16 protein-coding genes and 1 pseudogene are annotated in these 17847 nt (G+C 74.1%); 13 read left to right on the top strand and 4 right to left on the bottom strand.

Annotated features, from left to right (window positions below; genetic code table 11):
- Nucleotides 1-81: 81 nt before the first annotated feature.
- A pseudogene (locus ACLQ20_RS12320) lies at nucleotides 82-783 on the top strand (ABC transporter ATP-binding protein); the annotation flags it as partial.
- Nucleotides 784-812: 29 nt separating this feature from the next.
- Nucleotides 813-1556: an ABC transporter permease gene (locus ACLQ20_RS12325; RefSeq protein WP_425855530.1), complete on the top strand. Its 744-nt coding sequence runs from the start codon at nucleotides 813-815 to the stop codon at nucleotides 1554-1556.
- Nucleotides 1557-1646: 90 nt separating this feature from the next.
- On the opposite strand, the gene ACLQ20_RS12330 is transcribed toward ACLQ20_RS12325, so the two are convergent.
- Complete coding sequence (locus ACLQ20_RS12330; RefSeq protein ID WP_192581422.1) at nucleotides 1647-1805, bottom strand: hypothetical protein; 159 nt, start codon at nucleotides 1803-1805, stop codon at nucleotides 1647-1649.
- 79 nt (nucleotides 1806-1884) lie between these two features.
- Between ACLQ20_RS12330 and ACLQ20_RS12335 the strand changes: the two genes are divergently transcribed.
- From ACLQ20_RS12335 to ACLQ20_RS12345, 3 genes are all read left to right on the top strand, one after another.
- Complete coding sequence (locus ACLQ20_RS12335; protein WP_425855532.1) at nucleotides 1885-3387, top strand: MFS transporter; 1503 nt, start codon at nucleotides 1885-1887, stop codon at nucleotides 3385-3387.
- 36 nt (nucleotides 3388-3423) lie between these two features.
- Nucleotides 3424-4017, top strand: coding sequence for a TetR/AcrR family transcriptional regulator (locus ACLQ20_RS12340; RefSeq protein WP_425855534.1), 594 nt, complete (start codon nucleotides 3424-3426; stop codon nucleotides 4015-4017).
- Nucleotides 4018-4124: 107 nt separating this feature from the next.
- A complete protein-coding gene (locus ACLQ20_RS12345) occupies nucleotides 4125-4862 on the top strand; it encodes a hypothetical protein (protein ID WP_425855535.1) in 738 nt (245 codons plus the stop codon).
- 28 nt (nucleotides 4863-4890) lie between these two features.
- On the opposite strand, the gene ACLQ20_RS12350 is transcribed toward ACLQ20_RS12345, so the two are convergent.
- A complete protein-coding gene (locus ACLQ20_RS12350; RefSeq protein ID WP_425855538.1) occupies nucleotides 4891-5568 on the bottom strand; it encodes an SGNH/GDSL hydrolase family protein in 678 nt (225 codons plus the stop codon).
- Nucleotides 5569-5700: 132 nt separating this feature from the next.
- Between ACLQ20_RS12350 and ACLQ20_RS12355 the strand changes: the two genes are divergently transcribed.
- Nucleotides 5701-6192 (top strand): hypothetical protein, encoded by a 492-nt coding sequence (locus ACLQ20_RS12355; RefSeq protein WP_327028637.1) that lies wholly within the window; start codon nucleotides 5701-5703, stop codon nucleotides 6190-6192.
- Between the two features lie 76 nt (nucleotides 6193-6268).
- The gene (locus ACLQ20_RS12360; RefSeq protein WP_425855541.1) at nucleotides 6269-7492 is read left to right on the top strand and encodes an MFS transporter; all 1224 of its coding nucleotides are present in this window, start codon (nucleotides 6269-6271) and stop codon (nucleotides 7490-7492) included.
- A 73-nt stretch (nucleotides 7493-7565) separates the two neighbouring features.
- Here ACLQ20_RS12360 and ACLQ20_RS12365 read toward each other — a convergent pair whose 3' ends face one another.
- Both ACLQ20_RS12365 and ACLQ20_RS12370 read right to left on the bottom strand, forming a co-directional pair.
- A complete protein-coding gene (locus ACLQ20_RS12365) occupies nucleotides 7566-8801 on the bottom strand; it encodes an MFS transporter (protein WP_425855543.1) in 1236 nt (411 codons plus the stop codon).
- The gene (locus ACLQ20_RS12370; protein ID WP_425855545.1) at nucleotides 8798-10393 is read right to left on the bottom strand and encodes an AMP-binding protein; all 1596 of its coding nucleotides are present in this window, start codon (nucleotides 10391-10393) and stop codon (nucleotides 8798-8800) included. Before ACLQ20_RS12370 ends, ACLQ20_RS12365 begins: the two co-directional genes overlap by 4 nt.
- Nucleotides 10394-10692: 299 nt before the next feature.
- Between ACLQ20_RS12370 and ACLQ20_RS12375 the strand changes: the two genes are divergently transcribed.
- The 6 genes from ACLQ20_RS12375 to ACLQ20_RS12400 all read left to right on the top strand — a co-directional run bounded on the left by ACLQ20_RS12375 (nucleotide 10693) and on the right by ACLQ20_RS12400 (nucleotide 17681).
- Nucleotides 10693-11967: an SGNH/GDSL hydrolase family protein gene (locus tag ACLQ20_RS12375; RefSeq protein ID WP_425855917.1), complete on the top strand. Its 1275-nt coding sequence runs from the start codon at nucleotides 10693-10695 to the stop codon at nucleotides 11965-11967.
- Between the two features lie 52 nt (nucleotides 11968-12019).
- A complete protein-coding gene (locus ACLQ20_RS12380) occupies nucleotides 12020-13018 on the top strand; it encodes an alpha/beta hydrolase (protein WP_425855547.1) in 999 nt (332 codons plus the stop codon).
- Nucleotides 13018-14142: an alpha-hydroxy acid oxidase gene (locus ACLQ20_RS12385; protein ID WP_358121838.1), complete on the top strand. Its 1125-nt coding sequence runs from the start codon at nucleotides 13018-13020 to the stop codon at nucleotides 14140-14142. Before ACLQ20_RS12380 ends, ACLQ20_RS12385 begins: the two co-directional genes overlap by 1 nt.
- Before the next feature lie 72 nt (nucleotides 14143-14214).
- On the top strand, nucleotides 14215-15495 hold the full coding sequence (locus tag ACLQ20_RS12390) for a PLP-dependent aminotransferase family protein (RefSeq protein WP_425855918.1): 1281 nt from the start codon (nucleotides 14215-14217) through the stop codon (nucleotides 15493-15495).
- 67 nt (nucleotides 15496-15562) lie between these two features.
- Nucleotides 15563-15823: a hypothetical protein gene (locus ACLQ20_RS12395; protein ID WP_132234668.1), complete on the top strand. Its 261-nt coding sequence runs from the start codon at nucleotides 15563-15565 to the stop codon at nucleotides 15821-15823.
- Nucleotides 15824-15989: 166 nt separating this feature from the next.
- Complete coding sequence (locus tag ACLQ20_RS12400) at nucleotides 15990-17681, top strand: ribulokinase (protein WP_425855549.1); 1692 nt, start codon at nucleotides 15990-15992, stop codon at nucleotides 17679-17681.
- The last annotated feature ends 166 nt before the right edge of the window (nucleotides 17682-17847 follow it).

Below are 17847 nucleotides of genomic sequence, written 5' to 3' on the forward strand. Positions count from 1 at the left end.
ACCAGGGGTGGGGCTGGGTACACCCCCATCGGGCGGCTGGACCCATTATCCGCGGCCGAGGAGATTCCTAGCGTTGCCGGCATGTCAGTCATCGAGGTGCGCAACCTCCGCAAGCAGTACGGCGACCAGGTGGCCGTCGCCGACGTGTCGTTGAGCGTGGAGGAGGGTGAGATCTTCGGGCTGGTCGGCCCGAACGGCGCCGGTAAGACCACCACCGTGGAGTGCGTCGAGGGGCTCCGGACCCCGGATTCGGGGACGGTACGGGTGCTGGGGCTGGACCCGTACCGGGACCGCGCGGCGGTGCGGCGGAAGCTGGGCATCCAACTCCAGGAGAGCCAGCTGCCGGACCGGATCAAGGTGTGGGAGGCGCTCGACCTCTACAGCTCGTTCTATCCGCACCCGGCCGACTGGCGGGAGCTGATGGACGAGCTGGGCCTGGCCGCCAAACGGAACACGGTGTTCGCGAAGCTCTCCGGCGGCCAGAAGCAGCGGCTGTCGATCGCGCTCGCCCTGGTCGGCAACCCGTCGGTGGCGATCCTGGACGAGCTGACCACGGGCCTGGACCCGCAGGCGCGGCGGGACACGTGGGAGCTGGTCCGGCAGGTCCGGGACCGTGGCGTCACGGTCGTGCTGGTGACCCACTTCATGGACGAGGCGGAGCGCCTCTGTGACCGGTTGGCGGTCGTCGTGGCCGGCCGGGTCGTCGCCGTCGACACTCCCCGCAACCTGATCGCGGGTGCCCAGGTGCCCGGCGTCGAACGGCCCACCCTCGAGGACGCGATCCTCTCCCTCACCTCTGCCAGGAGCCTCTGATGACCGCCCTTGCCAAGATCGTCCGCGTCGAGGCGAAGCTGTTCCTCCGGGATCCGGTCGGTACGTTCTTCGCCATCGCGTTCCCGGCCCTGCTGATCCTGGTGCTCGGCCTGGCCATGCCGGGGACCCGCGACCCGTCGGAGGAGCTGGGCGGCCGGCGTCCCGTGGAGATCTACCTGCCGATCACCATGACGTTGGCCATCGCGACGGTGACGATGGTGACGCTGGTGGCCGTGGTGGCCAGCTACCGCGAGCGGGGCGTCCTGCGCCGGCTGTCGACCACCCCGGTCTCGCCGATGGCGTTGCTCGTCGCGCAGGTGGCCGTGAACGTCGCCGCACTGCTCGTCGCCTGCGGCCTGGCCTGGCTGGTGGCGGCGACCGTCTTCGACGTCTCCCCGCCCGGCAACGTGGTCGGCTTCGTGCTGGCGTTCACGCTCGGGTCGAGCGCGATGTGCGCCGTCGCGCTGCTCGTGGCGGCGGTCACGCCGAGCGCCCGGGCCTCGTCGGGGGTCGGCCAGCTGATCTACTTCCCGATGATGTTCTTCGCCGGGGTGTGGACGCCGGGGCCGCTGATGCCCGACCTGGTGCGGAAGATCGCCGACTTCACCCCGCTGGGCGCCGCGTCCCAGGCCGTGCAGGACGCCTGGGCGGGCTCCTGGCCCACGCTGCTGCACCTGGCCGTGATGGCGACGTTCACCGTGGTGCTTGGCGGGTTCGCGGCCCGCTACTTCCGCTGGGAGTGATCCGCCGTCGCGAGCGGCACGGCCCGCCGACGACGTCGACGCAACGGGGGACGGCGTCGTCGGACGGTCCCGGTCGGCGCGGTCACCGGGTCAGGCCCACCAGGGCGGCCAGGTGCGCCACGCCGGCCGGCGCCGGGCCGCCGCGCGCCACCTCGGAGCCACCGCCACGGCCCGGTCGGCGGCCAGCCGCGCCACGTCGGACTCGGCGAGTCTCACCAGCACCGACGCGGTGATCCGGTACGTCTGCACCAGCCGGACGGTTCGTCGTTCCGGTCTCCTCCCTGGTAAAACTGTACCGGCGGGACGGTTTAGTTCTAGGGAGATGCGGATGAGTGCGGCGTTGAGCCCCACGCGTCGCTGGGCGTCGCTAGCCGTACTGGTTGGCGCCGTGTCGTTGCTGGCGATCGATGCCACGGTGCTCTACCTGGCGGTGCCGTCGCTGACCGCGGAGTTGTCGCCGACGGCGACGCAGGTGCTGTGGATCGGGGACATCTACTCCCTGGCCCTGGCCGGTCTGCTGGTGACGATGGGCAACCTGGCCGACCGGATCGGGCGGAAGCGGTTGTTGCTCGTCGGTGCGGCCGCGTTCGGACTCGCCTCGGCGCTGGCGGCGTTCGCCCCCTCGGCGGAGGCGTTGATCGCGGCTCGTCTGCTGTTGGGCGTGGCGGGTGCGACGATCATGCCCTCGACGCTGTCGTTGATCCGGAACATCTTCACCGATCAGATCGAGCGGACGCGGGCGATCGCGATCTGGTCGGCCGCGGCGGCGAGTGGCATCGCGCTCGGCCCGCTGGTGGGCGGGGCGCTGCTGGAGCACTTCTGGTGGGGCTCGGTGTTCCTGATCAACCTCCCGGTGATGCTGCTCGTGCTGATCGTCGGCGGGTGGCTCCTGCCCGAGTCCCGCAACCCCGCCCCCGGCCGGTTCGACCTGATCTCCAGCGGGTTGTCGATGCTGACGATCATCCCGTTCGTGTACACGGTCAAGAAGCTCACCGGAGGCACGTTCGGCGTCACCGCCACCGTCGCGATCGTGGCGAGCGTGGTCGGCGGGGTGCTGTTTCTGCGCCGTCAGCGGCGGGTCGACTCGCCGATGATCGAGGTGGACCTGTTCCGCAATCCGGCGTTCAGCGGGGCGGTGCTGGTGAACTTCATCTCCGTGTTCGCCCTCAGCGGCGTCCTGTTCTTCTTCTCCCAGTACCTCCAACTCGCCCGCGAACTCAGTCCCCTGCGGGCGGGACTGGCGCAACTGCCCGCGGCGGTAGCGGCGATGGCTGCGGTCGCGGCCGTCGGGTTCCTTCTCACCAGGCTCGGGCGGGGACGAGCCATCGCCGTCGCCCTGCTGACCGGGGCTGTCGGACTGGCGATCCTGGCCGCGCTGGAAGGCAGCGAGCAACTGGGCTGGGTGCTGCTCGCCGTGGTCCCGCTGGGCCTGGGGATCGGCGTGGCCGAGACCCTCAGCGTCGACGCCGTGGTGTCCGCGGTCCGCCCGGCCAAGGCCGGCGCGGCGGCGTCGGTCGCGGAGACCGCCTACGAGCTCGGCGTCGCCCTCGGCATCGCCATCCTGGGCTCCGTCATCACCGTGCTCTACCGCTTCCACCTCACCCTCCCCGCAGGTGTCGCCGACGGGGTTGCGATCCGGGCCGAGGACTCGTTGGCGGCGGCCGACACGGTCCTGGAGCCCGGCAGCGCGGCGCTGGAGGCCGCGCAGGAGGCGTTCGTGTCCGCCATGCAGGCAACTACCCTGATCGCGAGCGCGGTCATGGTGATCGCCGCGATCGTGGCCTTCACGCTCATCCCGAACGACAGGGACGCTGCGCCAGCGGAGCACTGACACCCCGGGTTCGTACCGGGGAGGAAGGACGTCATCGTGGCACGGACCGCTGGGCGCAGCGCAGCCGAGACAAGACGGCTCATCCTGGACGCTGCCGCGCGTCTCATCAGCAGGCATGGCACCGCGGTGCCCGTCTCGGACATCGCCGAGGCAGCCGGCGTGTCCAAGGGCGGTCTGCTCTACCACTTCCCGAACAAGGAAGAACTCCTCAGCGGTCTGGCCAACCATCTGATGGGCCAGTTCCGACACGACGTCGAACAGGCCGCGACCGAGGAGGAGGAAGGAATGCCGGGCAGGCTCACGAGGGCGTACATCCGCGTGAGCTTCGCCCACGCCGGCGACCTCACCGGGCTACGTGACCACATCGCCCTCGCCGCGCATCTCATGTTCGAACCCGGCCTGGATGCGCTCGCACAGCAGGACGCGCAACAGTGGCGGGAGGCTCTCCTCGACGACGGCCTCGAACCCACGATCGTCCGCATGGTCATCGCCGCCGCCGACGGCAGCAACAGCGCACCCCTGTGGGGCGCCATCCTCGACGACGCCGACCGCGACCACCTGGAAGCGGACCTGATCGCCCTCACCTACCGCGACCACGTCCAGGTCGGCTCGCGGAAGACCGACATCTGATGGCCCGCCGACGGTTCCGCGTCGATGCCGGCAGCGTCGGGCTGCCGATCGCCGCGCCGACTTATTGACGTGGTGCGGCCGGAGACCGTCCTGGTAGGAAGGCGTCCATGCGTACCGTCGTGGAGCCGCTGCGGGCACGGCCGCGCCCGGGTGACCAGATGGACCGGCTGTTCGCGGGTGGCTGGCCGGCGTTCATCACGGCCGACCGGCAGGTCGGCCGGTACCTCGGCCGGGTGCGGGAGGTGTTCGCCGACCTGGAACTCGTGCTGCTCGACGGCGACGGCGACCTCGTCGCCGCAGGGTGGGCGGTGCCGCTCCGCTGGGACGGCGACCCGGCGCACCTGCCCGAGGGCTACACCGACTCCCTGCGCCGCGCGGTCACCGGCCACGACCGCGACGAGGCCCCCGACACCCTCGTGGTGATGGCCGCCCAGGTGCGTTCCGACCTGCGTGGCCAGGGCCTGGCCGGCGACCTGCTCACGGCGCTGCGGTCGGTGGCCGAGCAGCGCGGCTGGTCGCGGGTGATCGCCCCGGTGCGGCCCACGCTCAAGGCGCGTTACCCGCTGACCCCGATCGAACGGTTCGCCGCCTGGACCCGGGAGGACGGCTCCCCGCTCGATCCCTGGCTGCGCACCCACTGGCGGCTCGGGGCCCGGCTGATCGCCATGGCGCCCCGGTCGCAGACGATGACCGGCACCGTCGCCGAGTGGCAGCAGTGGACCGGCCTGGCCTTCCCCGACAGCGGGGACTACGTCATCCCCGACGGCCTCAGCCTGCTGCGCGTGGACCTCGACCGCGACCAGGGCACCTACATCGAGCCGAACGTGTGGGTCCAGCACCGCTGAGTCGCGTCACCGGCTGGTCGACGCCGGGTCAGGGCGCGAGGTGGGCGCCGAGGCGGCGGACGGTCTCGGCCGCGGCGACCGCGTCGCTGCGGGCGCTGCCGTGCCGGCCGTCGTTGCTGTACATCGTCGGGTCGGCGGTGAGCGGGTGGTCGGTGAGCCGCACGTGCAGGGTGCCGTGCCGTTCCGCGAGGGCCCCGGTGTGCGCCGAGAGCCGCCGCATCCGCTCGCCGAGGCCGGCGCGGTGCCGTTCGGGCACGGCGGGGCTGAGTGAGACGTCGAACATCCCGACGGTGATCACGTCGGCCCCGGCGGCCTGTAGCGCCTCGATCATGGCGGTCAGTTCGGCGTCCACCGCGTCGGCGTCGTACCCCCGCGTGAAGGCGTCGTTGCCGCCGCAGACCACCAGCGCCAGGTCGGGGCGGAACGCCAGCGCCGGGGCGAGCTGGGCGGCGCGCACCTCGTGCGCCCGCAACCCCCGCAGGCCCAGATTGAGGTACGCCAGCTCCGGCCGGACGGCGCGCAGCTCGGCGGCGATCCGGTCCGCCCACTGCACGTCGGGATAGCCGTCGACGGGCTCGCAGAGCCCCTCGGCCACGCTGTCGCCCAGCACCGCGAAGCGCCGCCACGGGTGGTCGCGCAGCAGCGCCGCGCTCTCCCCGTCGCGCAGGCACCACGGATCCGTCGCCTCGGCCAACGTCGATGGCATGCCGGCACGCTAGCCGACGTCCGGGAGCCGGAGAAGGGCCGGGCGGACTGATGCGACGCTACAGTCGGTCGGCTTCCGGTGCCCGGCTGCCACGGACGACGCGCGGTCCGCGTGTCAATGTAGCGTTGACATGTGACCCCCGAGCTGAGCGAGCTGTCCACCGTCACGGCCGACCGCGCGCGGCTGGACGAGCGGGAGCTGGAGCTGATCGACCGCGCGCGTCACCTGGGTGCGACGTGGGCTCAGATCGCCGCCGCGCTCGGCTTGGGCAGTCGGCAGGCCGCGGAGCAGCGCCGGCAGCGCCTGGTGGCCGCGCGGCGGTCGCGGCGGCAGGAACGGGATCTCGGATACTCGGCCCGGATCGCGGCGATCCGGGGCGCGGTCTTCGACCTCCAGCGCTGGATCGACGCGGACCGGCGGTGGGATGCGCGGTTCCGGCGCGCGGCTCTCGTGAGGAGGACCGCCGAGGCGGCCCTGGACGCCGGTCCGGGCTCGCTGTACGCGCTGGCGTCGCTCCTCGCGGCCGACCTGGCCGACCTGCCCGACATGGAAGGTGGACGGTTGCCGGCACCGGTGCGGGCCGCCGCGTCGACTCTGGACGACCTGCTGTCAACGACATATTGACGAGTTGCGGCAGTATTGCCTGGGTCTCACTCAAGGTTGAGGATTTGAGCCGACATGACTCAACCTTGGAGGACCCGTGCGCCGCAACGCCACGCTGTTCATCGCGATCTCGCTGCTGTCGGGCTTCGGCAGCAGCGCCATGTCACTGGTCGCCGGGATCTGGATCCTGGACCTCACAGGCTCCGTCAGTCTCGCGGCCCTCGCCGGCCTCTGCGTGTACGCCCCGGTCCTCGGCGGCCCCTGGCTGGGAGCTCTGCTCGACCGGGCGCCGAGGCGACCGCTGGTCATGGCCGTCAACCTCGCGTTGTCCGCCGTACTGCTCAGTCTCCTCGCGGTACGAGGGCCGGACCAGACGTGGCTCATCTTCCTGGTGTCCTGCGCCTACGGCCTCAGCTATGTGCTGATCGACGCGGGCGAGTCGGCGCTGCTGCCCTCCGCGCTGTCGCCCACGGAACTCGGAAACGTCAACGGCTGGCGTTCGAGCGCCCAGGAGGGCATGAAGCTCGTGGCGCCCCTGGTCGGCGCGGGCCTCTACGCGTGGCGCGGGGGCCACGCCGTCGTCCTGCTCAGCGCGGCGGCGCCGGTCCTGGTCGCCGTCCTGTACGCGGCCGTACGGCTGAAGCGGCTGCCACCCGTCCGGCCGGCCGACCGGCCTCGCGGCGTACGCGCGGGACTCGCCGTCCTCTTCGCGCATCGGGCGCTGCGTGTCACCGTCGTGCTCGCCGCCGTGTCGATCGCCATGTCCGGCTTCACCACCGCTGCCAACTACGCGATCGTCACCACCGGGTTGGGCCTACCGACGACGTTCCTCGGCGTGCTGCTCAGCGCGCAGGGGGCCGGGTCCGTCGTCGGCGGCCTCGTCGTCGGCCGGCTCATCGCGCGGTCGAGCCCGGTCACCGTGGGCGCGGCCGGCACGACGCTCTTCGCCGTGAGTTGCCTGGTGCGCTGCCTGCCCTGGTGGCCCGGCACGGTTACCGCCTCCGTCGTCGCCGGCATCGGCCTGCCCTGGGCCCTCGTCGCTGCGGTGACCGCAGTGCAGACGCACACGCCGACAGCGATGCTCGGCCGGGTGTCCGGCACTGCCAACACCGCGATGTTCGGCCCCGTCGCGCTGGCGATCCCGCTCGGCTCCGCCATCGTCCACTTCGGCGAACGCCTCACGCTCGTCGCAGCCGCCGCGATCTGCCTGGCTTGCGCAGCCGGCGCGGGCCACCGGCACCGGACGTGGCGACAGGCCGAGCGGGCCTCGGCGGTGCCTCCCCGGCGGAGTGACCGCCTCCACGCCGGCGCCCCCTGGTAGGACGGGTGCTCGCCCGTCTCCGGCAGACCCACGCGTTCCGGCGTACGTCCTCCCAGGTGGCCGTGGCCCGACCCTACGCCCGGCCCACGACACCCGGCGCCCGCTCGGCCGGCGCCGCCGTCGACCGTGGCCGCAGGCCGGGCAGCAGCGGCAGCAGGGTGACCACGAGGGAGAACGCCGCCATGACCAGCAGGGCGGGGGCGAGGCCGAGCGCGGTGGCCGACCAGCCGCCCAGCAGCGCGCCCAGCGGCAGGCCCGCGAACGCCAGCGACCCGGCCAGCCCGATCACCCGGGTCTGCAAGGCGGCCGGCACCCGCTCGTAGATCGCCACCCCGAGCAGCGGGTTCACCGCCGCGATGCCGATGCCGGAGGCGAACGTCACCGCCAGCACCACCGCCAGCTCCTCGCTCAGCGCCAGGACCAGCAGGCGCGGGGCGCCGCCGAGCGCCGCGCCGACCACGAAGGTCAGGTACCGGGGCAGCCGGGGAGCGTACGCCGTGAACAGCAGGTTGCCCAGCAGCGCGCCGGCCGAGAACGCCCCGAGCAGCAGGCCCAGCCCGGCGGGGCCGCGCAGCACGTCGGCCACCCAGAGCGGGATGTAGACCGCGATGCTCGCGTTGACCGCCATGTTCAGCGCCGAGATCACCAGCAGCATGGTCAGCAGCATCCGGTCGCGGCCCAGGTGGCGGAACCCGCCCGCGAGCGCGCGCAGGTAGCCCTCCGGCGCCGCCGGTCCCGTCGCAGCGGCCGGCGGCCGGACCAGCAGGCCGACCAGCAGGGCGCAGGCGGCGAAGCTGGCGGCGTCGATGAGCAGCGCCTGCGTCACCCCGAACCACCAGACGAGCAGGCCGCCAAGCCCCGCGCCGAGCAGGGTGACCAGCCGGCCCAGCCCGTCGTAGACGGAGGTCAGCCGGATCAGCCGCACCCCGGCGGCCTCGGCGACCGGGCGGAACATCGCCTGCTTGACCCGGTCGCCGACGCCGCGCAGCGCGCCCACCAGGGCGACCAGCGCGAGCAGCGCGCCGAAGCCGAGCCACGGGGTGAGGGCCACCGCCACCATCAGCCCCGCGCTGCCGGCGTCGGCCAGGATGGCGGTCCGGCGCAGGCCGATCCGGTCCGCCCAGGGCGTGCCGAGGGCGCTGGAGAGCAGGTAGGGCAGCGTCTCGGCGGCGGCCACCGCGCCCATCTTCGCCGGGCTGCCGGTGGTCTCCAGCACCAGCCAGGGCAGGGCCACCACCGATATCCGGCTGCCCAGGTTGGAGATCAGGTCGGCGGCGACCAGGACGGTCAGTTCCCGCCGGGGGGTCACGCCAGGCTGCCGATCGACGCCTCCGGGTGCTCGACCGACGACGGGTGGCCCGCGGCGTACCGGGTCCGCAGCGCGCGCTTGTCCACCTTGGCCGAGCGGTTGAGCGGCAGCCGGTCGACGAACGCCACCCCGCCCGGCGCCCAGGTGTCGCTGAGTTCGGCGGTCACCAGGTCGATCAGCTCCCCGGCGGTCACCGTCGCGCCGGGCGCCGGCACCACGTAGGCGTACGGCAGTTCGCCGGCCGCCTCGTCCGGTACGCCGATCACCGCCGCCGCCCGCACCTGGGGGTGTCCCGCCAGGACGTCCTCGATCGGGCGGCAGTGGATCGGCCAGCTGCGCCGCCGGGTGAGGATCCGGTCCTGCAACCGGTCGACGAGGTAGAGGTAGCCGTCGGCGTCGAGGTGCCCGACGTCGCGGGTGCGGACCCAGCCGTCGACAAGCGTCTCGGCGGTCAGTTCGGGCTGGCCGTGGTAGCCGGCGAAGCGCAGGCCGGTGTGCACCCACACCTCGCCGTTCTCACCGGGCGGCAGCACCGTGCCGTTCTCGGCGCGGATATCGACGCGCACGTCGCCGTAGGGGCGCCCGCAGGAGCGCAGCCGCTGCGGGCGCGCCGGGTCGTCGGTCAGCCCCGGCAGGGCGGTGACGACGACGGCCTCGCTGAGGCCGTACACGATCCGCAGCACCGGGCCGAAGCGCGCGATCGCCTGGCGCAGCCGGGCGGGCGCGGCGGGCCCGGCGCCCACGTTGAACATGGACATGGCGGAGAAGTCCGCGCCGTCGAGGGCCGGGTGGTCGAGCACCTCGTAGAGCATCGGCGGCGTGACGAAGGTCGAGTTGATCCGCTCCCGGTCGACGGTCCCGATGAACCGCGCCGGGTCCCAGCCGTCGCGCGGGAACAGCACCCCGCCGGTGAAGAGGTTGAACAGCGTGGTGATCTGGCCGCTGGCGAGCCACATCGGCGAGTGCGACAGGTGTCGCAGCGGCGGGTGCCCGGCGGCGCGGAAGTCGGCGGCCAGGGCGAGGATCTGCGCGTAGAAGCTCTCCCGGTGGTGCACCAGCTTCGGCGTGCCGGTGGTGCCGCTGGTCTGCAGGAACGACTCCGGCGCCGGCACGTCGGCCGGCAGCTCGACCGCCCCGGCGCGCTCCGCCGCGGCGAGGAGGTCCGGGCCCGCGCCGCCCGGGCCGAGGCAGAGCACGGGTACGCCGGACAGCCCGGCGGCCAGCTCCGGGCCCTGCCCGGCCGGGTCCCGGGCGTCGAAGACGAACGCGTCGGGACGGGCCAGCCGGACGAACTCGTCGACCTCCCGGCGGGACGTCACCGGGGCGACCCACATCGTCCGGCAGCCCAGCAGGTGCAGGGCGAGCTGCACCAGCGGCCCCTCCACGGGGTTGCCGAGCGCGAACAGCACCGCCTGCCCCGGCCGTACGCCGTGCCCGAGCAGCGTCGCGGCCAGCCCACGCACCTGCGCGGCGACCTCGGCGTAGCTGAGCCGGTGTCCGTTTCCGATCAGCGCCTCCCGGTCGCCGAAGCCCGCGAAGAGCTCCAGCGCCCGGTGCACGTAGCCGGCCCGTCGTTCCGCTCGGTCGGTCATCCGACAGCCCCCTCGCCGCAGAAGTGTGGCCGTGTGCCGGGCGGCCCGGCACGGCGCGGCGGCCGGGCGGGCGCACCGCCGCCGTCCGTGAGCGTAGGTACCACCGACTGTCACCGGACAGAGCCTGAACGGCGCTCCGGGCGGACCGGAGGACATTTGATCGCGTCGATCAGGTTGATTGACGGTCGTGAAACGGGACGGCTAGGTTTCTGGACCATCGTCCAGGCGGTGCCGTCAGCGGACGGCCCTGGGCTGCCAACGATGGAGGTTCAATGTCGACTCCGAAGAGATGGCATGTCATCACGGCCGCGGCCACCCTGCTCGTCGCCGGCGCCCCGGCGATGGTGGCCAGCGCCGGTCCGGCGGACACCGGGGCGTCCCACCGGCGCACGGTCTGGGCGGGCAGCTGGGCCGCTGCGGTCACCAGGGGAAACGCGACCGGCCTGACCAACACGGGCCTCAACGACCAGAGCGTACGGATGGTCGTGCACACCACCGTCGGCGGAGAGCGGTTCCGGGTCCGGCTCAGCAACTCCTACGGCGAGCAGGCCGTCCGGGTCGGCCGCGCCACCGTCGCGAAGCCGAACACCGCGACCCCCGACGACCTGTCCGACATAGATCCCTCAACCTTGCGGACGCTGACCTTCGGCGGCGCCACCTCGGCCACCATGAACCGGGGCGCCGAGCTGGTCAGCGACCCCGTCGCGCTGCCCGTCGGCGACCAGCAGGACCTCGTGCTGACGGTGCACTTTCCGACCCCCACCGGGCCGGTGACCTTCCACGGCCAGTCCCGGCAGACCAACTTCATCGGCGCCAGCGACCTGACCTCCGCCGCCGGCGGGGCCGGGTTCACGATCCGACCGAACTGCTGCTGGTTCTTCCTGTCGGGCATCGACGTGCAGCGCCGGCACAGCCCTGGCTCGGTGGTGGTCTTCGGCGACTCCATCGCCGACGGCAACGGCAGCACCGTCAACGCCAACAAGCGCTGGCCCGACCTGCTCGCCGACCGGCTCATCGACGCCCGCCCGGACGTACGCACCCCGGGGGTGCTCAACCTCAGCCTCGCCGGCAACCGGCTCAACCACGAGGGCCCCGAGCCCGGGGCGGGCGGCTTCCCCGGGTACCACGAACTCGGCCCCAACGCCCTGGCCCGGCTCGACGAGGACGTCTTCGCACAGACCGACGCCCGGACCGTGATCACCCACCTGGGCATCAACGACGTCTGGATGTCGGGCGACTCCGCCGAGCAGATCATCGCCTCGCTGCGGCAGGTCAACCAGCAGGTGAAGGCGCGCGGCCTACGCAGCCTCGTCGCCACGCTCACCCCGTACGAGGGGCACGGCAACCCGGGGGTGTGGACTCCGGAGAAGGAGGCCACCCGGCAGGCGGTGAACGCGTGGCTGCGCGGCAGCAGCGAGTTCGACGGGCTGCTCGACTTCGACCGGGTGCTGCGCGATCCGGCGCAGCCGGGCCGGCTGCTGCCCGCGTACGACTCGGGCGACCACATCCACCCGAACGACGCCGGCAACCAGGCGCTGGCGAACGCCGTACCGCTGCGACTGCTCGACCTGTGACACCGGCGCGGGCGGCGGGCGACCCCCGCCGCCTTACCCGAGGAGGGCCCGCGTGAGCGTCCATCCGCAGGTGGCGGCGTACCGGGCCGCCCGCGCGGCGGCCGGCACCCCGCCGCTGTACACCCAGACCCTGGCCGAGGCCCGCGCCGCCGACCTCGCCGCGATCCGCGCGGGCGGCGGCGCGGTCGAGCCGGTGCGCGAGGTACGCGACACGCACGTGCCCGGCCCGGCCGGCGACCTGCCGGTGCGCATCCACCGGCCGGCGGGGGAGGGGCCGCTGCCCACCCTGGTCTACTTCTTCGGCGGCGGCTGGACGCTGGGCAGCGTCGACACCGCCGACGGCATCTGTCGGCGCCTCGCCAACGCGGTGCCCTGCCAGGTGGTCACCGTCGGCTACCGGCTGGCCCCGGAGCATCCCTTCCCCGCCGCCGTGCACGACTGCCACGCGGCCACCGCGTGGCTCGCCACGCACCCGGAGGAGTTCGGCGTCGACCCGGAGCGCGTGGCGGTCGGCGGGGACAGCGCCGGCGGCAACCTCGCCGCCGCCGTCACCCTGCTGGCCCGGGAGCGCGGCGGGCCCCGCCTCGCCGCGCAACTACTGGTGTACCCGAACACCGACCAGAGCGCCGTACCCGACGGCGACGGCGAGGACCCGCTGCTGTTCAACCGCCGCTCGGTCGCCTGGTACCGGGGCCACTACCTCACCGACCCGGCCGACGCGCGGCACCCGCTGGCGTCGCCCCTGCTCGCCGCGAACCTGACCGGTCTGCCGCCGGCGCTGGTGATCACCGCCGAGCACGACCCGCTGCGCGCCGAGGGGGAGCGGTACGCGCACCGGCTGCGCGAGGCCGGCGTGCCCACCACCCTCACCCGGTACGCCGGCATGATCCACGGCTTCTTCGCGATGCCCGGAGCGTTCGACGACGGCCGCCGCGCCCAGGACCAGGCCGCCGCGTTCCTGCGCGGCCGGCTCGGCAAGCCGGGCGGTGGAACGGCCGGCAGCGCGGCGACCGTCAGTGGGGGCGGCGCCGGTGGGAAGGGAGAGCGGTGATGGTGGAGGGCGTACTGCCGAAGTCGGACCTGCCGGTGGCGCAGCCGTCGCCGGCCAGCCTGGCCGACTTCGCGGGGCCGGCCCGGGCGGTGCTGCCGCCCGACGTGTGGGACTACGTCGACGGCGGCAGCGGCGCCGAGACGACGCTCGCCGCGAACCGCCGCGCGCTGGACCGGGTGGCCGTGCTGCCCCGGGTGCTGCGCGGCGTGCACACCCCCCGCACCGGGGCGCGGCTGCTCGGCGCGTCGTACGCCATGCCGGTGGCCGTGGCGCCCATGGCGTACCAGCGGCTCGTGCACCCCGACGGGGAGCTGGCGCTGGCCGCCGCCGCCCGCGCGGCCGACGTGCCGTACGTGGCCAGCACCCTGAGCAGCGTGCCGATCGAGCAGATCGCGGAGACCGGCGCGACGGTCTGGTTCCAGCTCTACTGGCTGCGTGACCGGGGCCTGGTCGCCGACCTGCTGGAGCGGGCGCACGCGGCGGGCTGCACGGCGCTGACGGTCACCGTGGACGTGCCGATCCTCGGCCCGCGGCGGCGCGACGTGCGCAACGCGTTCGCCATCCCGCCGCAGGTCGTGGCGGCGAACCTGCCGGCCGGCCGGGACGACCTCGCGCACACCGCCACCCCGGGGGTCTCGGCCATCGCCGCGCACACCGGCGAGGTCTTCGCGCCCGCGCTGACCTGGGCCGACCTGGAGTGGCTGCGCGGCCGTACGGCCCTGCCGCTGGTGGTGAAGGGCGTGCTGGACCCGCGCGACGCGGAGCTGGCGGTGGCCGCCGGCGCGGACGCCGTGGTGGTCTCCAACCATGGCGGCCGGCAGCTCGACGGGGCGCCGGCCACCGCGACCGTGCTGCCGGAGGTGGTGGCGGCGGTGGCGGACCGGTGCGAGGTGCTGCTGGACAGCGGCGTACGCGACGGCGTCGACGTGCTGCGCGCCCTCGCCCTCGGCGCGCGGGGGGTGCTGGTCGGCCGGCCGATGCTGTGGGCGCTCGCCGCCGGCGGCGAGGCCGGGGCGCGTACGGCGCTGGCGCTGCTGGCCGGCGAGTTCCGCGACGCCCTCGCGCTGGCCGGCTGCGCCGACCCGGAGGCGGCCCGCGAGCTGCGCGTGATCAGGGAGGGCTGACCGGTGACGGAGACGGTGGACCTGCGCGTGGCCGACCTGCACCCGGCGGTCGACGACCCGGCGCTGAACTCGATGAACTTCCTCAACGAGGTGGCCCAGCACTACCCCGACGCGGTGTCGCTCGCGGCCGGCCGGCCGTACGAGGAGTTCTTCGACGTCGCGGCGCTGCACCGGCGCCTGGAGACGTTCCGCCGGCACCTGGCCGACGACCTGGGGCAGAGCCCCGCGCAGGTGCACCGGACGCTGTTGCAGTACGGCCGCACCAAGGGCATCGTGCACCACCTCGTCGCCCGCAACCTCGCCGTCGACGAGCAGGTGACGGTCGACCCGGAGGCGATCGTGGTGACCGTCGGCTGCCAGGAGGCGATGTTCCTGGTGCTGCGGGCGCTGCGGGCCGACCCGCGCGACGTGCTGCTCGCCGTCGCCCCGACGTACGTGGGGCTGACCGGCGCCGCCCGGCTGCTGGACCTGCCGGTGCGGCCGGTGCGGGGCGGCCCCGCCGGGATCGACCTGGCCGACCTGCGCGAGCAGGTGCGCCTCGCCCGGGCGGCGGGGCTGCGCCCGCGCGCCTGCTACGTGATGCCGGACTTCGCCAACCCGTCCGGGACCAGCATCGGCCTGGCCGACCGGCGGCGGCTGCTCGACCTGGCCGCCGAGGAGGATCTGCTGCTGCTGGAGGACAACCCGTACGGTCTCTTCCCCGCCGCGGAGTCGGGTCGGCCGCCGACGCAGTCCGGTCGGCCGCCGACGCTGAAGGCGCTGGACACCGCGCGGCGGGTGGTCTACCTGGGCTCGTTCGCCAAGACGGTGCTGCCCGGCGCGCGTGTGGGCTACGTGGTCGCCGACCAGCGCGTCGCCGGCGCCGACGGCACGGTGGGGCTGCTCGCCGACCAGCTCGCCAAGATCAAGAGCATGGTCACGGTGAACACCTCGCCGATCGCCCAGGCGGTCGTCGGCGGGGCGCTGCTGGAGCACGGGTGCAGCCTCGTGGCGGCCACCGTCCGGGAGCGGGCCGCGTACGGACGCAACCTGCGCCACCTGGTGGACGGCCTGGCCCGGCGCTTCCCGGCGGGCACCTCGCCGGTGCGGTGGAACGTCCCGGCCGGCGGGTTCTTCGTCGTGGTCACCGTGCCGTTCGGGGTCGACGACGCGCTGCTGCACCGTTCCGCCCGCGAGTACGGCCTGCTCTGGACGCCGATGGCGCACTTCTACGACGACGGCGCCCCGGTCGACGCGCTGCGGCTGTCGGTCAGCGCCGTGACCCCGGAGCAGATCGACCTCGGGCTGGACCGGCTGGCCGCGCTGGTCGCCGACGAGACGGCCCGCCGGGCGGCGAACGCCGAGGTGGGATGACACACCGCGTTCACCGCATGGCAAAGCGCGACTGCCCGTGTTCCGCCGTCCTGGGTGGACACTCATAATGGACGCCATGGTCGCCTGGGAGTACGCGTTGCTGGTCCGCCGTTATCAGGGGCAGGGCCGCGCCTTTCACGTCAGCTTCACCTGGTACGGCCCGGACGGGTCGCGCCGGGACATCACCGCGTACGGCGACACGGCGATCGCGCACCTCAACCGGGCCGGCCGGGAGGGCTGGGAACTGGTCTCCGCCGCCGAGGACGTGAACAACGTCCAGGGCAGCACCGAGGTGCACCGCTACCACCTGAAGCGGCCGGTGGCCTGACGCCCCGGCCCACCCCTCCCTCCCCGCCGCCCCGGCTCCGGCCCGGGCGGGCCGCCGGCTGTCGGTCACGTGCCGCGGGCGCGGCGGTGTTGCTACCGTTTCCTCCCGCCGCCGCCGACCGGTCGCCCGCCCGGGTGCCGGCGCGCCGCGGCGGGAGGGAGCAGCCGTGGCGGCAGGAGAAGGCGCGGCGCGGCCGGGGGCCGGGCCGGCCCGGTTCGTCGTCGGCGTCGACTTCGGCACCCTCTCCGGCCGGGCGGTCGTGGTCGACGTCGCCGACGGCGCCGTGCGGGGCGAGGCGGTCCACCCGTACCGGCACGGGGTGATCAGCGAGCGGTTGCCCGACGGCACGCCGCTGCCACCGGACTGGGCGTTGCAGCACCCCGACGACCACCGCGAGGTGCTCCGCGTCGCGGTGCCCGCCGCGCTGCGCGCCGCCGGGATCCGGCCCGGGGACGTGTGCGGCGTCGGCGTCGACGCCACCTCCTGCACGATGCTGCCCGCCCTCGCCGACGGCACCCCGCTCTGCGAGCTGCCCGACCTGGGCGGCCGGCCGCACGCGTACCCGAAGCTGTGGAAGCACCACGCGGCCCAGCGGCAGGCCGCCCGGATCAACGACGTCGCCGCCGCACGCGGCGAGCGCTGGCTGCCCCGCTACGGCGGCCGGGTCTCCGCCGAGTGGCAGCTCGCCAAGGCGCTGGAGGTGCTGGAGGAGGACCCGGCGGTCTTCGACCGGGCGGAGCGCTTGATCGAGACCACGGACTGGCTGGTCTGGCAGCTCTGCGGCCGGGAGACCCGCAATGTCTCCGCCGCCGGTTACAAGGGGCTGCGGCAGGACGGGCGGTACCCGTCGGCGGAGTTCCTGCGCGCCCTGCACCCCCGCCTCGACGGCCTGCTGCCGCGCGTCGACGGTCCGCTCGTGCCCGTGGGCGCCCGGGCCGGCGGGCTCACCGCGGCAGCCGCCGCGTGGACCGGGCTGCCGGTCGGGACCGCCGTCGCGGCGGGCGCCATCGACGCGCACGTCACCGCCGCGGCGGCCCGCGCCGTCGAGCCCGGCCGGATGCTTGCGGTGCTCGGCACCTCCACCTGCCTGATCATGAACGCGGCGGCGTACCGCGAGGTGCCCGGCGTCTGCGGCGTGGTCGACGGGGGCGTCACCACCGGGGCCTGGGGCTACGAGGCGGGACAGAGCGGGGTCGGCGACATCTTCGCCTGGTACGCCCGCACCGCCCTGCCGGCCGGCTACGCCGACGAGGCGCGCCGCCGTGGGCTCAGCCCGTACGAGCTGCTGGACGCCCTGGCCGCCGACCAGCCGGTGGGCGGGCACGGGCTGCTGGCCCTGGACTGGCACAGCGGCAACCGCTCGGTGCTGATGGACCACGAGCTGAGCGGCGTGCTGGTCGGACTGACCCTCGCCACCCGCCCCGAGGAGATCTGGCGGGCGCTGCTGGAGGCCACCGCCTTCGGCGCCCGGACCGTCGTCGACGCGTTCACCGCCGCCGGGGTGGCCGTCGACGAGCTGACCGTGGCCGGCGGGCTGACCGCCAACCGGTTGCTGCTGCGGATCTACGCCGACGTGCTCGGCCGGCCGCTGCACGTGCTGGACTCCGCCCACCCGGCGGCGCTGGGCGCGGCCATCCACGCGGCGGTCGCCGCCGGGGCGTACCCGGACGTGCCGGCCGCCTCGGCGGCGATGGGCGCCGGCCGGCGCGAGACCTGGCAACCCGACCCGGCCCGGGCGGCGGCCTACGACGACCTGTACGCCGAGTACCGCGCCCTGCACGACCACTTCGGCCGGGGCGGCACCGACGTCCTGCACCGCCTCCGCACCCTCCGCCACCGTGCGAGGACAGGACCTTGATCTCGGCGACACCGTGACGCGTCAGCCGTGGGACCACGGCTCGAGCGGATTGCGTCGTGCTGCTGTTCGACCATGCCCGTCCTGGCTGCGAGGACGCCATGGGGCGCTTCCTTCTCCTGGTTGGATCGAAGAGGTCGAGGTTCGAGTCCCCGAGTGGCTGAGCCTG

The sequence above is a fragment of the Micromonospora sp. DT46 genome (assembly GCF_049841735.1).
GTDB lineage: Bacteria > Actinomycetota > Actinomycetes > Mycobacteriales > Micromonosporaceae > Micromonospora > Micromonospora reichwaldensis.

Coding starts and splice junctions, on each gene's coding strand:
- ACLQ20_RS12325 (WP_425855530.1), top strand. CDS start 813: ATGACCGCCCTTGCCAAGATCGTCCGCGTCGAGGCGAAGCTGTTCCTC.
- ACLQ20_RS12335 (WP_425855532.1), top strand. CDS start 1,885: ATGAGTGCGGCGTTGAGCCCCACGCGTCGCTGGGCGTCGCTAGCCGTA.
- ACLQ20_RS12345 (WP_425855535.1), top strand. CDS start 4,125: ATGCGTACCGTCGTGGAGCCGCTGCGGGCACGGCCGCGCCCGGGTGAC.
- ACLQ20_RS12350 (WP_425855538.1), bottom strand. CDS start 5,568: ATGCCATCGACGTTGGCCGAGGCGACGGATCCGTGGTGCCTGCGCGAC.
- ACLQ20_RS12370 (WP_425855545.1), bottom strand. CDS start 10,393: ATGACCGACCGAGCGGAACGACGGGCCGGCTACGTGCACCGGGCGCTG.
- ACLQ20_RS12385 (WP_358121838.1), top strand. CDS start 13,018: ATGGTGGAGGGCGTACTGCCGAAGTCGGACCTGCCGGTGGCGCAGCCG.
- ACLQ20_RS12390 (WP_425855918.1), top strand. CDS start 14,215: ATGAACTTCCTCAACGAGGTGGCCCAGCACTACCCCGACGCGGTGTCG.
- ACLQ20_RS12395 (WP_132234668.1), top strand. CDS start 15,563: ATGGACGCCATGGTCGCCTGGGAGTACGCGTTGCTGGTCCGCCGTTAT.